The organism is Dyadobacter ginsengisoli DSM 21015, from assembly GCF_059568735.1.
This window is the reverse complement of the sequence record NZ_JCANTY010000001.1, coordinates 118916-142569: the sequence shown is the minus strand read 5'-3', so window position 1 is coordinate 142569 and position 23654 is coordinate 118916. Positions and strand designations below refer to the sequence as shown.

At 49.9% G+C, this 23654-nt stretch carries 7 protein-coding genes; 4 read left to right on the top strand and 3 right to left on the bottom strand.

Going from position 1 to position 23654, the window contains the following annotated elements:
- Positions 1 to 1784 (bottom strand): CotH kinase family protein (locus BP71_RS00445; RefSeq protein WP_496375441.1); only part of this gene is annotated, 1784 nt, incomplete at its 3' end.
- A 723-nt stretch (positions 1785 to 2507) separates the two neighbouring features.
- Between BP71_RS00445 and BP71_RS00440 the strand changes: the two genes are divergently transcribed.
- The 4 genes from BP71_RS00440 to BP71_RS00425 are packed head-to-tail and all read left to right on the top strand — an operon-like array spanning position 2508 to position 9153.
- Complete coding sequence (locus BP71_RS00440) at positions 2508 to 2846, top strand: PadR family transcriptional regulator (protein WP_496375439.1); 339 nt, start codon at positions 2508 to 2510, stop codon at positions 2844 to 2846.
- A 1-nt stretch (position 2847) separates the two neighbouring features.
- A complete protein-coding gene (locus BP71_RS00435; protein ID WP_496375437.1) occupies positions 2848 to 5493 on the top strand; it encodes an FtsX-like permease family protein in 2646 nt (881 codons plus the stop codon).
- Positions 5494 to 5519: 26 nt separating this feature from the next.
- Complete coding sequence (locus tag BP71_RS00430; RefSeq protein ID WP_496375435.1) at positions 5520 to 8159, top strand: ABC transporter permease; 2640 nt, start codon at positions 5520 to 5522, stop codon at positions 8157 to 8159.
- 31 nt (positions 8160 to 8190) lie between these two features.
- Positions 8191 to 9153 (top strand): amidohydrolase family protein, encoded by a 963-nt coding sequence (locus BP71_RS00425; protein WP_496375433.1) that lies wholly within the window; start codon positions 8191 to 8193, stop codon positions 9151 to 9153.
- 89 nt (positions 9154 to 9242) lie between these two features.
- On the opposite strand, the gene BP71_RS00420 is transcribed toward BP71_RS00425, so the two are convergent.
- Positions 9243 to 9983 (bottom strand): NYN domain-containing protein, encoded by a 741-nt coding sequence (locus BP71_RS00420; RefSeq protein WP_496375431.1) that lies wholly within the window; start codon positions 9981 to 9983, stop codon positions 9243 to 9245.
- A 402-nt stretch (positions 9984 to 10385) separates the two neighbouring features.
- A complete protein-coding gene (locus tag BP71_RS00415) occupies positions 10386 to 23618 on the bottom strand; it encodes a discoidin domain-containing protein (protein WP_496375429.1) in 13233 nt (4410 codons plus the stop codon).
- Positions 23619 to 23654: the final 36 nt, after the last annotated feature.

Here is a 23654-nt window from a genome sequence, read left to right as displayed (position 1 = left end):
TCCACATAGTGGTCGTAGTTGTTCTTATCCCCCCTCGTGTTGCCCCCCGATGCATTGGGATCGCCGGTAACAGGGCCGTTGCCATTCGAATCCTCCGATTCCAGGCAAAGGCTGAATGCCTGTGTCACCTGCGTGACAGCCGGTTGGCAGTTAGCTACCGTAATGGAAGCTGTGGCCGTTTTGTTAGCACAGCCGCTACGGGATGCAGTGGCCGTGTAAGTGAAAGAGCCGTTGGTGGCTGGTGCATTGATATTCACCGACATGCCCGACAGGTTAATGCCGTTCCCACTCCATTGATAACCCACTCCGGAACAATCCGCACCTGTACAACCGGCGGCAAGGCTCATCGCTGCCGAACACAGGGGCGTAGTTGTCGATGGACTGGCCGTGACATTGAAATCGCAGGCCGGCGGGATAACCTCCCCGGGATGAATCGAGGCTATGTTGGCGTCCATCCATGCCAGTCTATTCGTAAGCCAGTTTTTCAGATAATCCCTTTCGGCTTCCAGGGTCCCACCGACGAAAGAGGGGACGTCCGTCCAGATCTGTGTTGTCAGGATGGGCCATCTCTCGAAATTCCGTTGGTAAGCACCTGCCCCATTCTGATGAAGGGTAGCAAATTGTGTGTCGATAAAAGCGGTTAGGTCTTCGGTTTTCAATGCACCGGCGCGAAGCTGATGATAACGGTCCACCACTTTTTGGCGGAACCTTGCACATCTGAGCAGCCTTTCCCAAAAAAACGGCACAGGGAAGGTGGAATCCCCTTCCCCATTGTACCGCCATCCCTGATAATTTTGTGAATACCCGTTGAGCGGGTTGGTCAAAAAGCCAAATGCCAGCCCAAAATCCCACACAGGCCCCGCCCGCAGCTTGCCATCCCGGTCCTTGGAGAAAAACGTGCTGAACCTGTACGCATCGGCATTACTGGACATTTCCTGAAACAGGATGTAATCGATAAACGATGCTTCCACAATGTATTTACTATATCCATTCACCGAATCGCAGCTGGAATTACCGTGAAGTGCGTCTTCAAATTGGGTGATATAATCGCGGATGTATGCAAGCTGCTGCGGATTAATATTGTCCGCTTTGGGGTAATCGACGCCCCATCCATACTTTTTTCCAGGCAGACCGCCGGGGCTGTCGTAGGTGGTATTCCAATTGACAACTTCATCACCACAGTTCTTATCGATTTTAAGGATGTATCCCCCGCTGATCTTAGGAAGGCTTACATCCACATTTTCCAGCTTTTTGATATTGATCCTTCCACTGTTACGTTTCACTTTCTCCTGAAAGACGTAGATGCCCTGATAAACCCCATCCAGCATCACTTCGACATATTTCGTCCTGGAAGCGTAGTCACCAGCGAGGTTGGACATGTAAAAGGGCAAGGTTTCGCGGAGAAAGGACTTGTCGGTGTAGGAGGCATTAAGTACCCAGTCGGCTTCGGCGGGAAAACCGAATAAATCATCGCTGATATCACTGGCTGTGTTCAAAGAGTCCCTAAGCTCCACCCCGAACGACTTTTTGGGGAAGTGTTGCGAGGTGCAACCCCGGAATTCAACCTTCGCCTTTCCTCTATATTCGTTGGGCGGGTCCGTACTGTGATTAACATTATCCGCATTGTTAATGATACCAAAATTGACCACAACGCCGGGTTCATCATTAATTGGTTCCGATATAGTATTAATAATCACAATGGGAAGATTTGACGTAAAATCCTGTGCATAACAGACACTGGATAACGCAATCCAGATCACAGTTTGGAGATAAACATTTTTCATAATTAACAGAGGGTTTGATCGTAGAATATATTAATTATACGAAATTTTTTATTAGAACTATTTCTAAAATTAACGTCCAATAAATTCAACTAATAATCAAAAATAACCTACAAAATTCCGATGTTACCAAAAGATAACGCCTGGAACATGAGGCAAAAACATGATTATAATAGATTCATTATCAATACAATAATGCTTTAATAAACATTAGTAGTAATGAAATAGGTTGAGAGAGAGAAATGATTTTTCTATGTGCAGCTAATTGATTTAAATATATCACAATTTATATGCGCATTAAATGATGACAATCAAGCACAGGGATGATTACAATCACTTTATCCACCATCTGTTTGGCATTGAAATACTTTGTAATTAAATATTAGTTAAAATATGTTAGTTAAATAAAATTCGTTTTATAAATCAAAAGACCTTCAATTGTTACATAGATAATTCAGGACATTTCCATAGTGATCTACTTTTCTGTAATTCAAATACCGCCGGTTGGGTGACCGGATTCCAATACCCTTATTTCTAATCAACTTCTGTAAATCACCCGTTTGCTCCGTCTTTCCGTACAGATGTCCGTTTTGGCACGCCTGGCGTCCGAAAGCGGACATTTTTTTATTCCTGTTCAAAAAAAATTGAGCTGGTTACGTCCAATGAAGCATTTTCCATCACTGGCACAGCATTTGATCGGCATTATCATAGGAAATAGCCTACACCATGAAACGAACATTTTTAGGAGAGTTTGAGGAATTAGTCCTGCTTACCGTTGCTGTGCTCGGAGAGGATGCCTACGGCGTGCCGATAACCCAGGAACTCGAAAATAAAACCGGCAGGATAGTCGGGTTCAGTACGGTCCATACCACTCTTCAGCGCCTGGAAGAGAAAGGTTATCTCTCGTCCCGGATGGGTGGCGCCACCGCCGAGCGGGGAGGACGACGCAAACGTTTTTTTACAATTACCGCTTTTGGACGGAAAGCCCTGCTTGAAGTAAAACAGGTGCGTGAGGACCTCTGGAGCGCCTTGTCCCCTACCGCCTTGCAATTGATGGGAAACTGAAATGGGATATTCAGGCAACAACTCCGATCCTAAGCCACCGCGATGGGCAAGCAGCCTGCTCCGCCTTTTCGCCGATCCGCGGGCGGCCGAAGAAATAGCAGGCGACCTGCTTGAACTGCATGCCTACTGGACGAAGACCGGCGGTCAGGCTCAGGCCGACCGGCGTTATATCTGGAATGTATTGAAACTGTTACGACCTCTTGCAAATCGCAGGCGCCCCCATGATTACCCTAAAACCTTTTCCTTAACCCCAGCCATGATCAGGAACCATTTCACCATCGCATTCAGAAGCTTTTTCAAGAGTAAAGGCTATTCTTTCATCAATGTATCCGGCCTGGCCGTCGGGATGTCGTGTGCCATTCTGATCTTCCTCGCTGTGCGTCATGAAACAAGTTATGACCTGCACCAGTCGCGCATTGACCAGATTTATCGTGTCGAAACAGAAAACATCAAAGAAAACCATACCTATCCCGGCACGTACGCAGGCATGGCCAATGCGTTGCGCACCGATATGCCTGAGGCCGAAACGGTAGTTCCCCTTTTGAGGATCGGTGGAAGTACCATGGCTGTCACGGACAAGCGGTTCAGGGAGCCTTTTGTTTTTGCAGATCATACCATTTTCAAAACATTTGATTATCAATGGATTTCCGGCAATCCGGGCAATGCATTGGCACAGCCGAATACCATCGTGCTGACACGCAGATATGCAGTCAAGTATTTCGGCGGGACGGACGTGGTTGGCAAAACCATACGCCTCGACAACAAGCAGGACCTGACCGTCGCAGGTGTGGTAGAGGATTATCCTTCGACCACGAGCTTTCCGTTCGACATGCTCGTATCGTTCCTGACACTGAAAAACGTCAATCCGGATTACGACCAGAATCGCTGGAATGGCTGGAATGACAATTTTCAAGTATTTGTGTTGCTCAAAAAGGGCATTCGCCCGGAGCAGCTGACCGGTCGTTTCACGGCTGTGGTTCAAAAATATATGGGCAAAGACGAACTGGCACACAAGCGATTCAAGTTCAGTCACTTGTCGAACATTCATTATTCCGGCAACCTCGGCGGGCGAAGCGCCAATGTAAGCCTGCTCAAAACGCTTTCATTAATCGGATTGCTCGTTTTGATGATTGCCTGTTTCAACTTCATCAACCTGAGCACAGCGCAGGCATTCAAGCGGGCAAAGGAAGTGGGAATTCGCAAAGCGATCGGGAGTAACCGGAAATCGCTCGTGTACCAGTTTTTGACGGAGGCTACGCTCATTACATTATTTGCCGGAGTGGCCGCCGTTGTACTCAGCGTGATTGCCCTGCCATTGCTCGCGAATGCATTGGCCATTCCATTGACGACGACGGATTTGTTTACGCGGGAAACCGCATTGTTCTCGGCTGTGCTGCTTATTGTTACCACGCTGCTGGCAGGCATCTATCCCGCGATGCGGCTATCGGGCATGGCACCGATATGGGCATTGAAAAGCAATGTGCTATCACAGACAAATCAATGGTTTTCCATGCGTCAGGGACTGGTGGTGGCTCAGTTCACGGTGTCGCTGGTGCTTATCAGCTGTGCAATGCTTATCAATCGCCAGCTCAACTTTTTCCGCACAGCCGACCTGGGTTTCAATCAATCGGCTATTATTACAGTCGGACTACCCGACAACAAGCCTGAGAAACTGGAAATGCTTCGTGACCAGCTACTTCGGTCGTCGCAGATCAGGGAAGCAAGTTTCTCCTTCAACAGCGCATCCGCCGAAAGCAACTGGATGCAATCCATGGAATACCGGCAGGGGTCGGAGGTAGTGCAGGTTAAAACGCAAATGAAAATGGGCGACTCGCATTACCTGGACACTTACGGCATAAAGCTCCTCGCCGGTGAACCGCTCAAAGACAGCGATACGACCGATTTTAAGATCATTGTTAACGAAATCTTTCTGGGACGCATCGGCATTGTCCACCCTACACAGGCGATCGGTGAACGGGTGTATTACGGCGACGGGGATCAGTTTGCAACAATCAAGGGCGTAGTACAGAACTTCAATGTCAATTCTTTGCATCAGAAAATCGATCCGACGGTGATACAGGTGGTACCCAACAACTATTATCAGGTGAGTTTGAAACTGCAGGAAGGCCACCCGAGTGCAGCCTCGGTCACAACGGCGTTGACACATATCGAAAAAACCTGGACCGCGGCTTTCCCCGATCAGGTATTTGAATACAGTTTTCTGGACGAAACGCTGGCAAAGGCCTACCAGTCGGAAACGCGCACTTCTTCATTGATTGAGGTCGCCACCTTTCTCGCGGTCCTCATCGCCTGCATGGGGCTCTTCGGACTCGCGACATTCACTGCCGAGCAGCGTACCAAGGAAATTGGTGTACGGAAAGTGCTCGGTGCGTCGGTGAGCAGCATTGTCGGCCTGCTGTCCCGGGATTTCCTTAAACTGGTCATGATCGCGTTCCTGATCGCTTCGCCCATTGCCTGGTATGTCATGAGTCTTTGGTTGCAGAATTTCGAATTCAGGATACAAATTGCGTGGTGGATGTTCCTGGCGGCAGGTATGCTCATGACGCTGATCGCCCTGCTGACCGTTAGTTTCCAGAGTGTCAGAGCGGCCCGGCTCGACCCGGTAAAAAGTCTGAGGGTCGAATAAGGCTTTTTATTTTAACAGAAACATTTATGGCCGACCTCCGGGAACCGACTACTCGCAATCCTCCTGCATGGAGCAACAGGCTGCTGGCCTGGCTAGGACATCCGGACACGCTGGAAGAAACAACCGGCGATATGCTGGAAATGTATCAGTACAGGCTGAAACAGTTTGGAAAACGTAAGGCGGACTGGCTTTACGTGGTCGATACATTCAGACTGCTCAGGCCGTTGGCGCGGTCGAAACGGAAAGAGAAATATTCATCAGGTAATTCACTTAGCTTAGTCATGATACGTAACTATTTCAAGATCGCGGTCCGGAATCTTCTTAAAAACAAAGGCTACGCCGGCATTAATATTACCGGCCTGGCCGTGGGAATGGCAGTGGCGCTGCTGATCGGCCTGTGGGTTTTTGATGAATTGTCATTTGACCGGAACCACGCGCATTACGACAAGATCGCGCAGGTGATGCAGAGCCAGAACTTCGGGGGTACGATCCGGACGGGTAACGGCGTGCCCAAGCAGCTCGAACGGGAATTACGGAACAAATATGGCAGCCATTTCAAATACATTGCGCTTACCGGCGGTGGTGGCGAACATCTGCTGAGTGTAGGAGATAAAAAACTCATTCAGATCGGCCGTTACATGGGCCCGGAAATAGCAGAAATGCTTTCCCTGAAAATGCTGAAAGGGACCCGGTCGGGCCTTACGGAAATGAATTCGGTACTGCTTTCCGAATCCGCCGCGAAAGCAGCGTTCGGCGACAAGGATCCGATGGACAAGATTGTGAAGATCGATAACAAAAACGTGGTAAAGGTAACGGGAGTCTATGCCGACCTGCCTTCCAATTCATCCTTCGCGGGTCTGGCGTTCATCACTCCCTGGCAGCTGCTGGAAAAAGACCTGCCCGACTGGCTTGGCTGGGGAAACAACTGGTTTGATATGCATGTGCAGATCAGCGATCACTCCGAGATGGACCAGGTTTCAGCCGCTATTGCAAAAGCGAAGCTCAACAGCATCGACCAGGAAGAAGCGAAGTATGATCCGCTGATCTTTTTGCAGCCGATGCGCAAATGGAATTTGTACTCCGAATTTAAAAACGGTGTAAATACCGGCGGCCGGATCAGCCTGGTATGGTTGTTCGGGATCACCGGTTTGTTTGTACTGATGCTTGCATGCATCAACTTCATGAACCTCAATACAGCCCGGAGCGAAAAGCGTGCGAAGGAAATCGGTGTACGCAAAGCAGTGGGCTCAGCCAAAACACAACTGGCCATACAGTTCCTCGGCGAGTCGCTGATGGTCGTGGCCATCGCATTCGCGCTCTCGCTTCTCATTTTAGTCGTTTCCTTGCCTGCATTCAATCAGTTGGTCAACAAGCAGATCGCTTTACCATTTGCTCAGCCCTATTTCTGGCTTGCGTGCATCGCGTTCATTCTGCTAACCGGCATTATTGCAGGCGCTTATCCTGCGCTTTACCTGTCGTCATTCAAACCGATCGCAGCGTTAAAAGGTGTTTCCTTAAAACCAAAGAGTGGCCAGCTAGCCGGCTCTCCGCGCAAGGTGCTGGTGGTGCTGCAGTTCACCGTTTCGGTGACGCTCATCATCGGAACGATCATCGTGTACCGGCAGGTGCAACACGCGAAAAACCGGCCCATCGGGTACAGCCGTCAGCAATTGCTGAATAGCCCGATCAAATCCAACGAGATCATTACCCATTATGGCGCTTTCCGGAACGACCTGCTCAATACGGGCGTGGTAGAAGAAGTGACGGCCACAGACTCCCCCGTGACCAACACCTACGTTACCAACAGCGGTTTCAACTGGAAAGGAAAAAACCCGGCCATGACCGATGAATTTGTAACGCTCCGCATTACCCACGAGTTCGGCAAAACCGTGGGCTGGAAAATCAGGGAGGGACGCGACTTTTCGAAAGAATTCGCCACCGATTCCATGGGTTTTGTCCTCAACCAAGCAGCGGTGAAATACATGGGATTGAAAAACCCCATAGGCGAAATGATCCAGTGGGGTGATCATGAAAAGTATAAAGTAATCGGCGTCGTGGAGGACCTGGTGACGCAATCGCCCTACGAACCGGCCAAGCAGACCATTTTCTTCCTCAACTACAAGCGGCTCAACACGGTCAATATCAAAATAAAACCATCCGCCAGCGCTTCGGCGGCTGCCGCCAGGATCGAATCCGTTTTTAAGAAATATGATCCGGAAAATTTGTTCCAATATGCATTTGCTGATCAGGAATATGCCCGAAAATTCAGCGATGAGGAACGCATTGCCAGACTTACCACATTGTTCGCTATCTTGGCAGTTATGATTTCCTGTCTCGGACTTTTCGGGCTGGCGTCGTTCGTAGCCGAGCAGCGGACCAAGGAAATCGGCATCCGCAAGGTACTGGGTGCTTCCGTAGCCGGACTTTGGGCTCTTTTGTCCCGCGAGTTCTTGCTACTGGTGCTGATCTCCTGTCTCATAGCCGGGCCAGTTGCCTGGTATTTCATGAATGGCTGGCTGGAAAAATACACCTACCGGACAGAAATAAGCTGGTGGATTTTTGCCGTGTCGGCATTGGGAGCCATACTGGTAACATTGGTTACTGTGAGCTTCCAGGCCATTAAGGCTGCGCTGCTTAATCCTGTACGATCACTGCGGTCGGAATGAGACCCACATGTAAAAGAACTGTTTGCGACCTATGAACCGGAGAAAATTTCTCGCCTTATCCGCCGGTGCTTCCCTGGGTGCCGGACTTCAGGCGGTACGGGCGGAGCATGCCGCGTCCATCCCTATTATTGATACCCATATTCACCTCTTCGACACAAACCGTGCGCAAGGCGTGCCGTGGCCTGGTAAAAATGATAAAATTCTTTACAAACCTACACTTCCCGAGCGTTACCGCGCGATTGCCTCACCGCTCGGAATTGCCGGTGCGATTGTCGTGGAAGCAAGTCCCTGGCCCGAAGACAATCAGTGGGTTTTGGACACGGCTGCAAAAGACAAAATAATGGTCGGGGTTATTGGGAATCTTGAACCGGGCAAGGCGGGTTTTGGAAAGCAGCTAGACCGATTTCAGATGAATCCGCTGTTTGTTGGAATCCGGTATGGAAATCTTTGGGAGCATGATATCACCAGGCAACTGGATAATCCGGGGTTCGTGTCCGACCTTAAATCTCTTGCCCGGACGGAGCTGGTACTGGACACAGCCAACCCGAATCCCGCGCTGCTGGCTGCGGTGGTAAGGCTGACAGATCTGGTGCCCGATCTGCGGATCGTCATAGATCATTTGCCCCAGATGGCAGTTCCGGAGGATAAAGCGACACAAAAAATTTGCGAAGCCCATCTGAGGGAAATCGGTCAGCGCCCGCAAGTATATGTAAAGATCTCGGAGGTTTTACGCCGAGTCGACGGGCAGATCCCGACCAGCCTGGATTTCTATCGCGCACGACTGGATGAGCTCTACGAATTTTTTGGGCCTGACAGAGTATTATATGGCAGCGACTGGCCCAACAGCGATCAATGGCTGCCTTTCGCAGATGGACTCCATCTCGTCCGTGCATATTTTCAGGAGAAAGGTCCCGCAGCTGCGGAAAAATACTTTTGGAAGAATTCGATTGCGGCATACCATTGGAAAAAACGGGACAGTACGCAGCCTCAGTGACATTCCAGTCCCGGCCATCCATGCAGAAATGGAATGTACGGTAGTTCAGACCTGCACGAGACCATCCATATGCGACGCATCCTGGCCGGTTATTTCAATTTGACAATAGGATGGCTGTTTCCGTTGATCTCGATTTTTGCCATCTGGTATTTAGGCAGGCTTTCCAGGAGCAGTGAGAGGCTTTTAAAACCATAAGTTCTCGGATCAAAACTGGGGTCGATTTTTCGAAGGCTAAAACCGAGCTTTGAAACCAGGACCTGACTTTCTTCATTGACCGAGATATCAAAAGCTTTATCGATTATCGATTGAGCCGGTTCCAAGCCGTTTGCCACAGGATCGTTAGCCTTACTTTTTTTCTTCGCTCTGGGCTGCCTTTCAACGACTACTCTGGGAGGATCGGTGATATTTTCGCAATAAGTAAAAATCTCACACGATTGTACAAAAGCCACCGGGGTCTTCTTCTCACCAATACCCATCACAAACAAACCTTCCTCCCGGATCCGCTTCGCCAGGCCGGTATAGTCGCTATCGCTGGACACGATACAAAATCCTTCTGTCTTTTTACCGTGCAGGATATCCATCGCTTCAATGATCAGGGCACCGTCCGTAGAGTTCTTCCCGACCGTGTAAGCGAATTTTTGAACAGGGCTTATCGAATGTTGGTTCAATACCTCCTTCCATCCATTCATGGCATTTTGGGTCCAATCTCCGTATATCCTCCGGATTGTCGCCTTTCCATATTTGGCCACTTCTTCCAGGATCTGCTGGATGAGTTTCGGCTGGGCATTATCGCCGTCGATCAGGACAGCAATGTTTTTGGTCGGTTCCATTAGACAGTGTATAAGCGAATGCCGCCTTAAAGGGCAAAATGCTCTCAGGAATAAAGCGCTGGCGTTTTATGTGTTCCCGAGAGGATAGTCGGATGTCCCTGCATGCGGATGTATCTTTTATTGAAAGATATTCATTGCCGAATCATACCCGTCTTTCTGAATTCAACGTAGGGACATTCTCACTGAAATAGATAAAGACGGTTGATTCGATGCTTGAAAGCAGTATCGACCCAGTTTGAAATGACTGAAAGTTGCATCAACCAGCCACGTCAAAATCCCTTGTGCGAATTGATAAAATCACGGGACGGATAATACAATGAAGGAAATCAGCATTCATAAACCCCAAAAAAGAAAGGAGCCATCTTTTAAAACGGCTCCTTTCGCAATCACAAACAATTAGTTTTAATCGTATCCTATTGAGGCTGACGTGCTGCCCAGAAACAACCAGGAGCCAATGGAAAGCGTATTGTCGCTGTACCATGTAATCACGTGCCCCTCATCATTAATCCCCATCCCGAGGATTTGCGAAGTTGTTTTTCCCGGTGGGAGAACATAACGTATTACATCGCTTGATTCAGCGCCAAGGTTTTGCCTGTTTCCCATCGATATGATGCCGTCCTTCCACCAGGTGTAAAGCTTTCCTTCGCTATTGAACGCCATACCGACGATGTCTGCCGGAGTCTTGCCCACGCGATACGTATACGTACCTGTCTCCAATTGCCCCAGGTTATCCGAATGCCCTTTAGACCAGGTGCCATCCGAATACCAGGTATAGCAATACCGGGTACCATTTTCAGATTTGATGGCGACTTCTACGATAGAAGCGTAACTTCTGTTTCCTGCTGTCGTATAGGTATAATGATCATCACCCGTGTATATTTTCGTCATCGAGCCCCGGACTGTTTTTCCATTCGCCGACCAGAAGTAGAATCGTCCGTCCACATCGCCGGGTGCATAGTCCATTCCGACCAGGTTCGATGCGTTGATTGTTCCGCAATTGGCTGCTTGGGTAACTATTATCTGATTCGACATAGGTGCAGTACAAGTCCCACAAGAAGCATAATAAGTACCCGGCCCAAAAACTTGTATAGGAGAACCGGTGTGTATTGGAGAGCCCGTGCCAATGTTTCCGCCGTTTTTAAACCATACTACATTACTGCACCCAGAGGCCACTGATAATGTAACAGATTGTCCCGCTTCAACACAAACAGTTGTTCCCGTTGAAGTAATGGTCGGGCTTGTACAAACTGGCGCTACTATTGAGAAACTGACCGTCCTGTCTTCAACAGGCGTCGAACCGTTCCAGATTTTCACTTGCATTGTGTAGTTACCCGCCATCGGAGTAGCGCCGCCGTCACGACTGAATACGCCATAGGGTCCGGCATCTTGCCCCGCCATCGGCTCCTCCCACGAGCCATTGACTGGCCCACTCAGTGTTACACTCATGCGATCGAAGTACTTCGCGGCCCCAGGATTAGTATTCTGACCGTCCGTAACAACAAACCAGTTAGCTATTCCGCCCGCAAAGCTGCTGAGCTGTATCTGATCTCCACCCACAAGATCCTTTATTTTCTGCCGGGTCCCTGATGGTCCGCCTTTCCATATCGACATCGTCGAAGTCACAGCAGACGGTGGAAGATCATTGCAGCCAGGTGTTTCGGAAACGGTAATCTGGTTAGACCAGCTTTCACCACAGGTTCCGCCAGAGCATTTCGCCTGATAAGTTCCGGGTGAAGTCGTCGTATAGGTCGGGCCTGTTCCAACCTGCGTTCCACTACGGTACCAGGTCGTTGTCGCAGCACAGTCAATCGACGAAAGTTTTACCGAATGATTCTTGGCTACGCAAGCGGTGTTCCCTTCGATTTGTTGGATCCAAACCGGATTACACGAGTTGAAGATTTTGAAATTAATCGTCGTCGTACCTACCACATTTGTACCGTTATAGATCGTTCCTTTGAGTTGGTAGTCACCAACAACAGCCGCTATTCCTCCATCCCTCGAATAAAGCCCGTACGGTCCAGTATCGGTACCGGTAATGCCGCTCTTCCATCCGAAGTTAATGCCCGGCCCTGTGAGTCTGAGCTCGACATCAGTGTAATAGCCATTAGCCGCCGGATTGGTGATCTGTCCATTGGTTGCAAGGAACCAGTTGAGGTCACGCCCGCCGATGTCGGACATCAGAATTACATCGTTATTCACAAGATCCTTGATCTTGGACCTTTGTCCATCGACGCCTGATTTCCAGATCGACAACGTCGGCGTCACAGGGGTGACAACATCCGTGCAACCCTGTGTTTGCGGCACGACGAGTGTCTGCGATGCAGCGCTAACGCAACTGCCCAGCGTAACTGTGGCCGTATAAGTTCCCGGAACATTGGTCTCGTAAGCAGCAACGTTCGATGCGACTAATACACCATCTTTATACCATTTAATTGTTCCCGAACCTGTCGCTGAAAGCGTCACCCGATGGTTTTTCGGCACGCAAGCGGTTTTTTGGGGTGAGGTAATGCCGATAGTTGGTGCGGCACAACTGCCACAACCGGTTAATGCCAATCCAGCGTAATTGCTTGTTCCCATGGTACCAGTCTCCCACTTCGTCGCCGGGTTTCCGTCAAAAGCAAGGTTATAGTTACCTACTCCAAATGCACTACCCTGGAGTTTGGTCGATCCGTTATAGAATTCCAGTTCAGCCAGTTCCCCATAGCCACTGTTACCCGCCACAAATCGCAGGAACCCGTAAGCCGTCGTGTTGGCAAAACTGTATTCTATCGCAGAACCGTTACCCTGTGTAGTGAAAGTGTAAATATCAGTCCATGAAGAGCCGTTGGTCGAGCCCTGGATCTTCGCCCCAATTAAACGGTCCATACAGCATTCACCTCCAAATCGGAACGCCGCTTTCACTTTATTAACCACACAGTTGATCGCGGCGCAGTTTGATGTAGCGGTTACAACAAGCCCGGCTGATTGCGCACTGGTGCAAGAGCCCGAGCTGCATTTTGCTGTATAAGTACCTGGTGTAGATGTGGAATATATCTGACCACTTGCGACTTCGATGCCATCACGATACCATTTTACCGTACCTGAACATCCCGAAGCGATTAATTTCACACGCTGGTTCGTGGATGGGCAGACTTCCGAACCCTCGATTTTAAATACATCGGGTTTGATGCAAGTGTTTGCACAACCGGCAAGGCTCAATCCGACAAAATTGCTTGGTCCGATATGGGCTCCTCCCCCCTGGTATGCACCATGCCAAACATTCTCTTCATCTCCATCCATCGCATTCTGCCAGCCCATTTCATCCACGTTAGGATCCGAACCAAATTTGGTGCCGGTGAGCTGAACGTCGTTGTTATAGAATTTAATCTCACGTAGCTCGCCAATGCCGGTAGGGCTGGACACATAACGCACGTGCTGGTAGGTCGTTGTGTTCGAGAAAGTAAACTCTTGCCACATCCCAGTTCCATTCACATTGATGGTGTAAATGTCCGCCCAGTTGGCACCGTCATTCGAGCCCTGGATTTTGGCTCCGTTCAAACGTTGCAGATCGGAAGTACGGTACAACAATCTCACCTTGTTGACAAGGCACCCATTTTGCGGCGCGCAGTTAGCCGTCTGACTGATCACCAAAGCATTGGAAGCGCTGCTACTGCACGATCCGGATGAGCATTTTGCCGTATAGGAACCAGCAAGGGTCGCGACGTAAATCTGTCCTGAACCTACCTCAACACCATCCCTATACCACTTCACTGTTCCCGAACATCCTGAGGCTATGAGCTTGACAGTCTGACTGGCAGTCTGACAAACCATGGTACCCTCAGTCCTGTAAATATCTGGTTTCAGACATGTAGTCGCACAGCCGGTGAGGCTCAGGCCGACAAAGTTGCTAGGCCCTGTGTGTGCACCCACTCCCTGGAATTCACCATGCCATGACGTGGATTCGTTCCCGTCCATCGCCAGCGGCCAATCCAAATTTGGAACATTCGGAGAAGAACCGAATTCGGTACCAGTCAGAATCGTATTTCCATTGAGGAACACGATTTCACGCAGTTCTCCCGACCCACCCGGTGCGGCCGCGTAACGGATGTGCTGGTAAGATGTGGTGTTGCTGAATGCGAACTCCTGCCAGTTTCCTGTGCCATTTACATTGATTGTATAAATGTCTGACCAGGTAGCACCATCGTTCGAACCCTGGATCTTCGCTCCATTGAGACGCTCCATAAACGAAGTGCGGAAAAGCAGTTTCACCTTGTTCACCACACATTTGTTCGCGGGCAAACATCCCTCGCTTTGCGAAACTACCAGTGGTGCTGAATCGACGCTACTGCATGTACCCGACGAGCATTTGGCAGTGTAGCTTCCTGCAATGTCTGTTCTCAATGTATCTCCCGTTCCTACCTGAGTGCCATTTCTGAACCAGGTTACAGTGCCGGAACATCCGGAGGCAGTTAACGTAACCTGCTGACCTGCTCCCGGACAAACGTTTGTTCCCGCCGTCTTTCTCACTTCCGGTTTGATACAAGTTGCGGCGCAGCCGGTTAAGCTCAATCCGACGAAATTCGAAGGACCTGTATGTCCTGCCATGCCTCGGAATTCTCCATGCCACGTCGAGAGCTCATCGCCGTCCATGGCCAATTGCCAGCCCATGCCGTTTACGTTCGGGCTGGAACCAAACTTCGTCCCGGTAAGAAGCACATTTCCGTTGAGGAACTTAATTTCCCTCAGTTCACCTGAACCTCCCGGTGCTGCCGCATAGCGTATATGCTGGTATGAAGTCGTATTGGTAAATGTAAACTCCTGCCAGGTTCCTGTACCGTTAACTGAAATTGTATAAATATCAGCCCAAGTAGCACCATCGTTCGAACCCTGAATTTTCGCTCCGTTCAGGCGGTCCATATTAGCCGTTCTGAACAGGACGCGGACCTTGTTCACCACGCACTTGTTGGCGGCAAAACAACCGTCCGCCTGTGCCACCACGATGGCGTTGGATGCGGCACTTATGCATGATCCCGAAGTGCATTTCGCAGTGTAAGTCCCGGCGATCGACGTAATAAGCGTCTGTCCCGTACCAACCTGCGTGCCGTCCCGGTACCAGGTTACCGTACCTGTACAACCGGACGCCATTAAGGTAACCGATTGGTTTGAAGTCGGGCAAACGGCTGTTCCCGCTGTTCTGATAATATCGGGCTTGATACAAGTCGTAGCACATCCGGTCAGGCTCATGCCCACAAAATTGCTTGGCCCTACATGCGCTCCGTCTCCCTGGTATACGCCATGCCAGGATGTGGTGATTTCCCCATCGAATACATTTTGCCAATCCATCCCCGGGATATTCGGGCTGGACCCGAAAGTAGTTCCGGACAACCGGTGCGCTCCATTGTAGAATTCAAGCTCCACAAGCTCGCCGATTCCTACCGGACCAGACGTATAGCGAATATGCTGATAAGGAGTGGTATTTGTGAAAGTGATTTCCTGCCAACTACCCGTAGCATTCTCATTAAAAGTGTAAAGGTCTGTCCAGGTTGCACCGTCATTGGATCCCTGGACTTTTGCACCAATTATTCTCTCGAAGAAATTCGGACGCCAGTGAAGCCTCACCTTATTGACAATGCACAGCGGTGCACAATCCGCGACCTGGGTAACCGCGAGCGCATTTGATGCCGCGCTCGTACAGGCTGCTGACGTACATTTCGCCGTATAGTTCCCGGGCAATGACGTCGTAAATGCAGGACCTGTACCTACTTTAACACCGTCGCGGTACCACATTACCGTCTCAGAGCATCCCGACGCTGTCAATGTAACGAGCTGATTTCCGGACGCACACACCATTGTTCCCAGTGTTTTTATCACTTCCGGCTTAATGCAGGTTGTCGCACAGCCCGTCAGACTAAGTCCGACAAAGTTTCCTGCCCCAACGTGCGCCCCTACACCCTGATAGGCGGCATGCCATGTCGTGGTAGTATCCCCATCAATTGCATTCTGCCAAACGAGGCTTCCTGCGTTAGGCTCAGACCCAAATGCTTTACCCAGTAATTTGGTTGCTCCGTTGTAGAACGCAATTTCCATGAGCTCACCGTATCCGGTCGGCCCGGATGCATATCGCACGTGCTGATAGGCCGTGGTGTTGCTGAATGTAAACTCTTGCCAGTTACCTGTGGCGTTGACATTGATCGTGTACAAATCCACCCAGGCAACCCCGTCTGCCGACGCCTGTATTTTGGCACCGTTCAACCGAGAGAAGTCTGCGGATCTCCATTTGAGCCTCACTTTGTTCGGCACACAGTTTACAGCTGAACAACCAGCCGTTTGTGCAATCACCAAGGCATCGGACGCCGCGCTTGTGCAAGAGCCTATCACTGTTTTGGCAGTATAAGAGCCCGGCGTTGTGGTTGTAAGCGTATCCCCGGTCGCTACCTGCGTACCATCACGGAACCAGGTGATTGTTCCAGATCCGGTGGTTGCAATTAAGGTCACCGATTGATTCACGGAAGCGCATACGGTTGATCCGGCCTTCCTGATAATCTCCGGCTTGATACAGGTAGTCGCACAACCCGCCAGGCTCAGGCCCACATAATTACTTGGTCCCAAATGCGCTCCTGGTCCGACATATACACCGTGCCACATCGCAACCAGATCTCCGTCGAAGACGTTCTCCCACTCCAGGCCGGTAATATTAGGCTCGGAACCGAATGGGGCACCTTCCAATTTAGTGCTACCGTTATAGAATTCAAGTTCGGTAAGCTCACCGGATCCTCCCGGTGCCGCTGCGTAGCGGACGTGCTGATAGGAAGTCGTATTCGTAAACGTAAACTCCTGCCACGCACCGGTGGCATTGACACTGATCGTATAAATGTCATTCCAGGTTGATCCGTCATTGGATCCCTGAATTTTGGCACCGTTCAGTCGGGTAAAGTCAGATGCACGCCAGTGTACACGGACCTTGTTGACCACACAAATTGCCTGACAACTCGTTGCCTGAGCGATCACAAGCGTATTGGATGCCGCGCTGGTACATGCACCGGAAGAACATTTGGCAGTGTAGGAGCCAGCAATGGATGTCGTCAACGTTGGTCCCGTACCAACCTGGCTGCCATTGCGGTACCACAAGACGGTGCCCGAGCAACCGGAGGCCGTTAATACTACCTGCTGATTGGCCGAGGTGCAGACCGCCCCTCCGGCCGTTTTGATGATGTCGGGTTTGATACAAGTTGTTGCACAATCCGTGAGGCTCAACCCCACAAAGTTGCTTGGGCCGACATGCGCACCCATTCCCTGGAATTCGCCATGCCATGAATTCGCCTCATCCCCATCCATCGCATTCTGCCATCCCAGGTTCGCAACATTCGGATCAGAGCCGAATTTCGTACCGGTAAGCATAATATTACCATTGTAGAACTCGATTTCCCGTAGTTCACCAGCCCCGGTTGGACTGGCCGCATACCGGATGTGCTGGTATGAGGTTGTGTTCGCAAATGTGAACTCCTGCCAGTTACCCGTGCCGTTGACAGCGATGGTGTAGATATCGGTCCAGTTTGCTCCGTCGTTCGAACCCTGGATCTTCGCGCCGTTAAGGCGTTCCATGAAGGATGTGCGGTAAAGCAAACGAACCTTGTTCAAAATACATTTATCAGTCGCGAAGCATCCTGCCGCCTGTGTGATGACCAACCCGTTCGAAGCTGCGCTCGTGCAGGAACCGGAAGTGCATTTTGCCGTATAAGTGCCGGCAATGGATGTCGACAGAGTTTGTCCAGTTCCAACCTGCACACCATTCCGGAACCAGGTCACGGTACCCGAGCATCCAGATGCCATGAGCGTTACCTGCTGATTGCCTGTCGGACAAACGGTTGTTCCACTTATTCTATAAATATCCGGCTTGATGCAGGTGGTCGCACAGCTCAGGCTCATCCCGACAAAGTTGCTGGGACCAGCGTGCGTACCGAGACCTATGTATTCGCCATGCCACAAACCCACTTCATCTCCATCAAATGCATTTTGCCAGCCCATTTCTGCTGCATTCGGATCCGATCCGAAAGTTGTACCCGAGAGAATTACATCCCCGCTGTAAAACTTGATTTCTCTCAATTCCCCGTATCCGGTGGGGCTCGCTACATAACGGATGTGCTGATAAGTAGTAGTATTCGCGAAAGTAAATTCCTGCCAGCTACCCGTACCATTGACCGCAATGGTATAGACATCCGTCCAGGTTGCGCCATCGTTGGAACCCTGTATTTTAGCTCCGTTCAGTCGCTGGAAATTGGAGTCACGATACAAAATCCGGACTTTGTTCACCAAACAGGCCGTTGCAGGAGCACAACCGGGCGCCTGCGTCACAACCAACCCTGCGGATTCCGCACTTGTGCATGCGCCTGACGAGCATTTGGCGGTATAGGTTCCCGCAACCGAAGTAGTAAACGAGACGCCCGTACCCACCTGCGTGCCATCCCGGAACCAGGTTACGGTACCGGAACATCCGGAAGCCATCAGCGTAACACTTTGATTATTGGTTGGACAAACCGTGGTACCTGCGGTTTTAATAATATCCGGTTGAATACACGTCGTCGCGCAGCCCAGCAAACTGATCCCTACAAAATTGCTAGGTCCGATATGGGCACCTACTCCCTGATAGACACCGTGCCATACCGTCGTAACATTACCGTCAAAGGCGTTTTGCCAGGGCGAGGTCGAAATGTTAGGTTCAGAGCCAAATTCGGTTCCAACCAATTTTTCATTATCGTTATAAAATTCCAGCTCCGTCAGCTCTCCAATACCTGTGGGGCTGGCCATAAAGCGTACGTGCTGGTAAGAGACCGTATTTGCGAAAGTAAATTCCTGCCATGCGCCGGTTGCATTCACACCGATCGTGTAAATATCCGTCCAATTGATACCGTCATTAGACCCCTGGATTTTCGCCCCGTTCAAGCGGGTAAAATCCGCGGTTCTCCAATGTAATCTTACCTTATTCACTACACATATCGGCGCACAACCGACAGCTTGCGCAACCGCGATCGCATTCGAAACAGCGCTGGTACATGTGCCATTCGAGCTTTTGGCAGTGTAGCTACCGGGAATACTGGTGATGTAGGTCAATCCCGTGCCGACAGCCAATCCGTTACGGAACCAGGTCACTGTGCCGGTGAAGCCGGACGCCATCAAAGTTACCGATTCTCCCTCCGACTGGCATACTGTCCCGCCAACCGTTTTCACGATCGTCGGTGTGATGCAGGTAGTCGCGCAGCCTGTCAAACTCAGTCCAACGAAGTTGCTTTGTCCCAAATGTCCGGCTTGTCCCTGGTATTCTCCATGCCAGCTTGTTACCGTATTACCATCCATGGCATTCTGCCAGGGCAGCGTGCTGATGTTCGGCTCCGAACCGAACGGCGTGCCAGAAAGTTCAACCTCTCCGTTATAGAATTCGATTTCGGCCAATTCACCTACGCCCGTCGGACTTGCAGCGTAGCGGATATGCTGATATGCGGTAGTATTGGCAAATGTAAATTCCTGCCAGGTACCCGTCGCGTTAACCCCAATGGTATAGATATCAGCCCAGGTAGTTCCATCATTGGATCCCTGGATCTTAGCACCGTTCAACCGTGCAAAATCTGACGTTCTCCAATGCAGGCGAACCCGGTTGACAACGCACAAAGGCGCACAGCCCGAAGCCTGGGTAATGACCAGTGCATTGGAAGCTGCGCTGGTGCAGCTGCCGGATGAACACTTGGCTGTATAGCTGCCTGCCACCAATGTCGTGAGCGAAATGCCCGTACTCACCTGAACGCCATCGCGGAACCATGTTACTGTTCCGGAACAACCCGATGCCATTAAAGTAACCGGCTGATTAGTTGATGCGCACACCGCAGTTCCGGCGGTTTTGATAATCTCCGGCTTGATACACGTTGTGGCACAGCTGAGGCTCAAACCAACAAAATTGCTCGCACCGCCGTGCGCGCCTACGCCCTGGTACTCGCCGTGCCACACGCCCGATTCGGTTCCATCGATCGCATTGAACCAACCCATGCCGGCAACGTTCGGTTCCGAACCAAACGGCGTACCGCTTAGCTTCGCGGTACCATTGTAAAATTCAATCTCAACCAGTTCACCGTAACCGTTTGGACCTGACGCAAATTTAACGTGTTGATAAGCTGTTGTGTTGGCGAAGGTGAATTCCTGCCAGGCTCCCGTTGCATTCACGTTAATGGCGTAAATATCCGTCCAGGTAGCACCATCATTCGATCCCTGAATTTTTGCACCGTTCAGACGGACAAAATCAGCTGAACGCCAACGCAGGCGTACTTTGTTGACGACGCACTCTTCTTCCGGTACTTCGACAAGTTGCAAACTATCCTGGCAACTGCTATTCCTTAAATTGTACGAAAAGGACTTTACCAGGTTTCCTTTATAATCTTTGATGGTCTTAAGCCGGTTGAAGCTATCGTATGTATAATCTGTCCAGGTACCAAGGTTCAGGTCGTTAATTTTCGATACCCCCACCAAAGGATTGGCATATTCAAAAGTCGTTTCCTGGTCACCTACTTTTTTAGACTGTAGTAGCCCTGATTTGCTTCCGTCAAACCAAGCGAAATTATTTTCTATGCCATCCGACCCTTTATACTTTTTAGGCTCGCCGGTCGTGGTGTAACCTAGTAAATTCTGATTTCCGTAGTCAACTATCACGTAGTTGTACCGGGAATCAAAGTTAAAATGCCCCGCAAGTATCGTCGATAAGGTGACGCCGGTTACCGGCGCAGCACTTGCAAAGCGATAGGTTTTCTCGACTTGTATATTGTTGTAACCCGATGCAGCGGTGTATCGTCTATAAAAATTGATATATCCGTCCACCATAGCGTCCGTTCCGCTTTCGTCATTCCAGATTTGCTGCTCGATAGGAATACCTGACATTCCTATTGTCCTCATAGCATTCAAACTGCTTTCACCCTCGTTTGACGGAGATGGAATATCGGCATAATCAAATACGTACCTGTTCAGCGTCCGCGTTGTTTTACCACCGCTGATACTGCGGATTTCACTCGGTAACCCGATCGGGTTATAAGTGTAATTATTGACAGTCAGCGTGTACTTGCCCGCATTCAATTCATCATACTGATAAATAGAATCCTGTTGTGGCTTGAACTGGTATGTATGGTACCGGTATGGATGACCCAGGTGCACTGTTCCGGGTGTAGAGGTTTCTTCGCATTTCACTTCGACAAAGCTAGCCCGGGCTGCCCTGACGAAACCGCTCCCCACCGTCGTATAGGCCGTCCGCGTTTTTTTCAACAATTGCCCTCCGGATTTGAAGACCTTGGTTTCCAGTAATTTCCCCCGCTCAAACGATTTGTCTATTCGGGCATCATACTTAGCGGCGGCTACGTCCGCACGGACAGCCAACGGAATGGCTTCATCCATATGCCGTTTAGCGTTTACGGGATAATCCGATTCGTAATTGGTATACTTATACACCGTATACCCGCCATCGCTGTCCCGTTCAGTAACCTCGCTATATCCGATATGGCTGCCCATCGCATTGATCCCGGTAGGTAACAGGCTCTGATAAGTAAACATTTCCCGGAAATACCTATGGGTTGTCCCGCTGGCAGACCTGGCTTGATAATCGGGCCAGTAGTATTGGTGCGTCCCTGAGGAAATACCGCTGGATATCCCTCCCTTTTTGTACTCGAAAGTCTTGATTTTCTTTTGGGTACCGTCATCACTGGTCAGGGATTTAATACGGATACCCCCGATCTTCATTCCCGACACCGGGACCACGTCTACACTACCATCCTCATTGACTTCAAAGCGTTTGGAGGCATCATGTGGCTCATACTCTATCAAGGTGTAGCCGCCTGTCGGATAAGTAATCTTCTTAAGGCTACCGGCTTTCAAAACTTCTATATTCGTGCTTGCCTCTTTGTGATTAAAGAAATCCGCAAAAATACTGCTTTTCGTGGCCGCAGGCGTCTCGCCGTTCGTATTGATACTTGCCAAATAATTGGCGCTGGTGAGGGATTTTGGGTTCTTATTAAAAAAGCCCCAGTGATCGGTCTGATCAAATTCGTCCAGGTATTCCGGAAGACTGTACCCTGTAGAGTCGTTATATTCAAAGTCGTGGCTGTAATAACAAGCAGGATCTTCCTTGCTAAGCGTCCTGACAGACTTGAGCATGAGTCGCTTGCCAAACTCATCATTGTAGACCAGAGAAAATTTCCTGATGTTCTGACTGGTGCTTTTTTCCTGTACATCTATAGAACTTAGCTTTTTCCAAACCAGCTTGGCAATAATGTCAGACACAGTCGGATTAAGCCCGTCCAACTGGACATTGCTCCCGATGCACTTGTTCCTTGGCTGGTCTACATAATGGAGATGCGGGAAAACATTACACAGCGAACCACCCTCTTCCGACCCCCAATTGTCATTAAACTGGCTGAATATCCGATCCGGGTACCGCATTTCCACACTATTTTCCATGCCAAAAGTCACCTTGGAATTATCCCCCTCGATCGAGCGCAGGTAACTGGGGCGTATCAACTGCCCGCTATAAAAATGGTTCTTTGTGGCATACGACATGTTTCCAGAAGTAACACAACTCTGCATGGAGGTCCCCTCGCCTACCTCAGTCCTGCTTTTTACCTGGAAATTTATCGACGGGGCAAATGTTGCGGTGAACTTACCATCCTGCAATGCGATGGTTTCATACACAAAATCCACCTTCTTTCCTTCCGGTGTGATGATCCGGGTCAAATTCCAGGAATCCGCATGCCAGTTGTCTCCATGCTGATTGAAAAAATCGAGCGAGTATTCGATTGCTTTCGCATTACCGCCAAACTCATACTGCGTGCCGTCCTCCGCGGTGATAATGAACCCCTTAAATGATTTAATGACCGACTCGTAGGTTTTGGCCTTGTACTTGCCATAGTCGGCAAGGTGTGCGCCAGGGCTGTCTGGCAAATTTATGTCATTAGGGATATCGAGCATATCCCCATCCATTAGCTTGACCTTTACATGCTGGTCACATCGGACCTGCCATTTCCCCTGGTGGTCAAGATAAAATTTACCGCTATAATTCAGAAAATTAAATGAGAACTCATCGGGCTCCGTATCGATCAAGTTTGATAATGCGAATGAATAACCCTTGAAACCCGGAGTGTTCAGCGCGGTAATAAATTCCTTCGAATCCCAGTTTGGAGTGCCGTCGTTAAACAGTGTATAATTAAAGAAGTACCCATATTTGGCAGGAACTCCATTCAGAGTGCGGTCCTCTTCATCAGGCTTATCCTTAATAGTCCTTGTGATTGCCCCACCCGCGTTCAAATTCCAGTTCACGCCTGCCCACCCCGAACGCTGGTTCACCCTCACACCGGATGCGTGATAGCTCAGACTGATCGGGACTTTGATCCTGCCCTCTTCGACTGTATACAGGGGGATATCGACATTAGGCGTTCCCGTATATAAGGATACAGGAACTTCACCATACAAGCCAAGACTGGCTGCATTAGGGCTTGGTCCGCTGATGTCCTGCTTCTGAAACTGAGCTTGGGAAACAAACGCGGACAACGCAAAAAGAAGGGTAAATACCAAACCCGGGACACGCCGCCCTGATCGGCAAATTCCGGGCAACTTACTGGCAGTAAATATGTTCATGCAATGAGGAACACTGAGTTGAGAGATGAGATTTAT

Excerpts from the sequence above, each read along its gene's own strand:
- BP71_RS00440 (WP_496375439.1), top strand. The coding sequence starts at position 2,508 with ATGAAACGAACATTTTTAGGAGAGTTTGAGGAATTAGTCCTGCTTACC.
- BP71_RS00435 (WP_496375437.1), top strand. The coding sequence starts at position 2,848 with ATGGGATATTCAGGCAACAACTCCGATCCTAAGCCACCGCGATGGGCA.
- BP71_RS00430 (WP_496375435.1), top strand. The coding sequence starts at position 5,520 with ATGGCCGACCTCCGGGAACCGACTACTCGCAATCCTCCTGCATGGAGC.
- BP71_RS00425 (WP_496375433.1), top strand. The coding sequence starts at position 8,191 with ATGAACCGGAGAAAATTTCTCGCCTTATCCGCCGGTGCTTCCCTGGGT.
- BP71_RS00420 (WP_496375431.1), bottom strand. The coding sequence starts at position 9,983 with ATGGAACCGACCAAAAACATTGCTGTCCTGATCGACGGCGATAATGCC.
- BP71_RS00415 (WP_496375429.1), bottom strand. The coding sequence starts at position 23,618 with ATGAACATATTTACTGCCAGTAAGTTGCCCGGAATTTGCCGATCAGGG.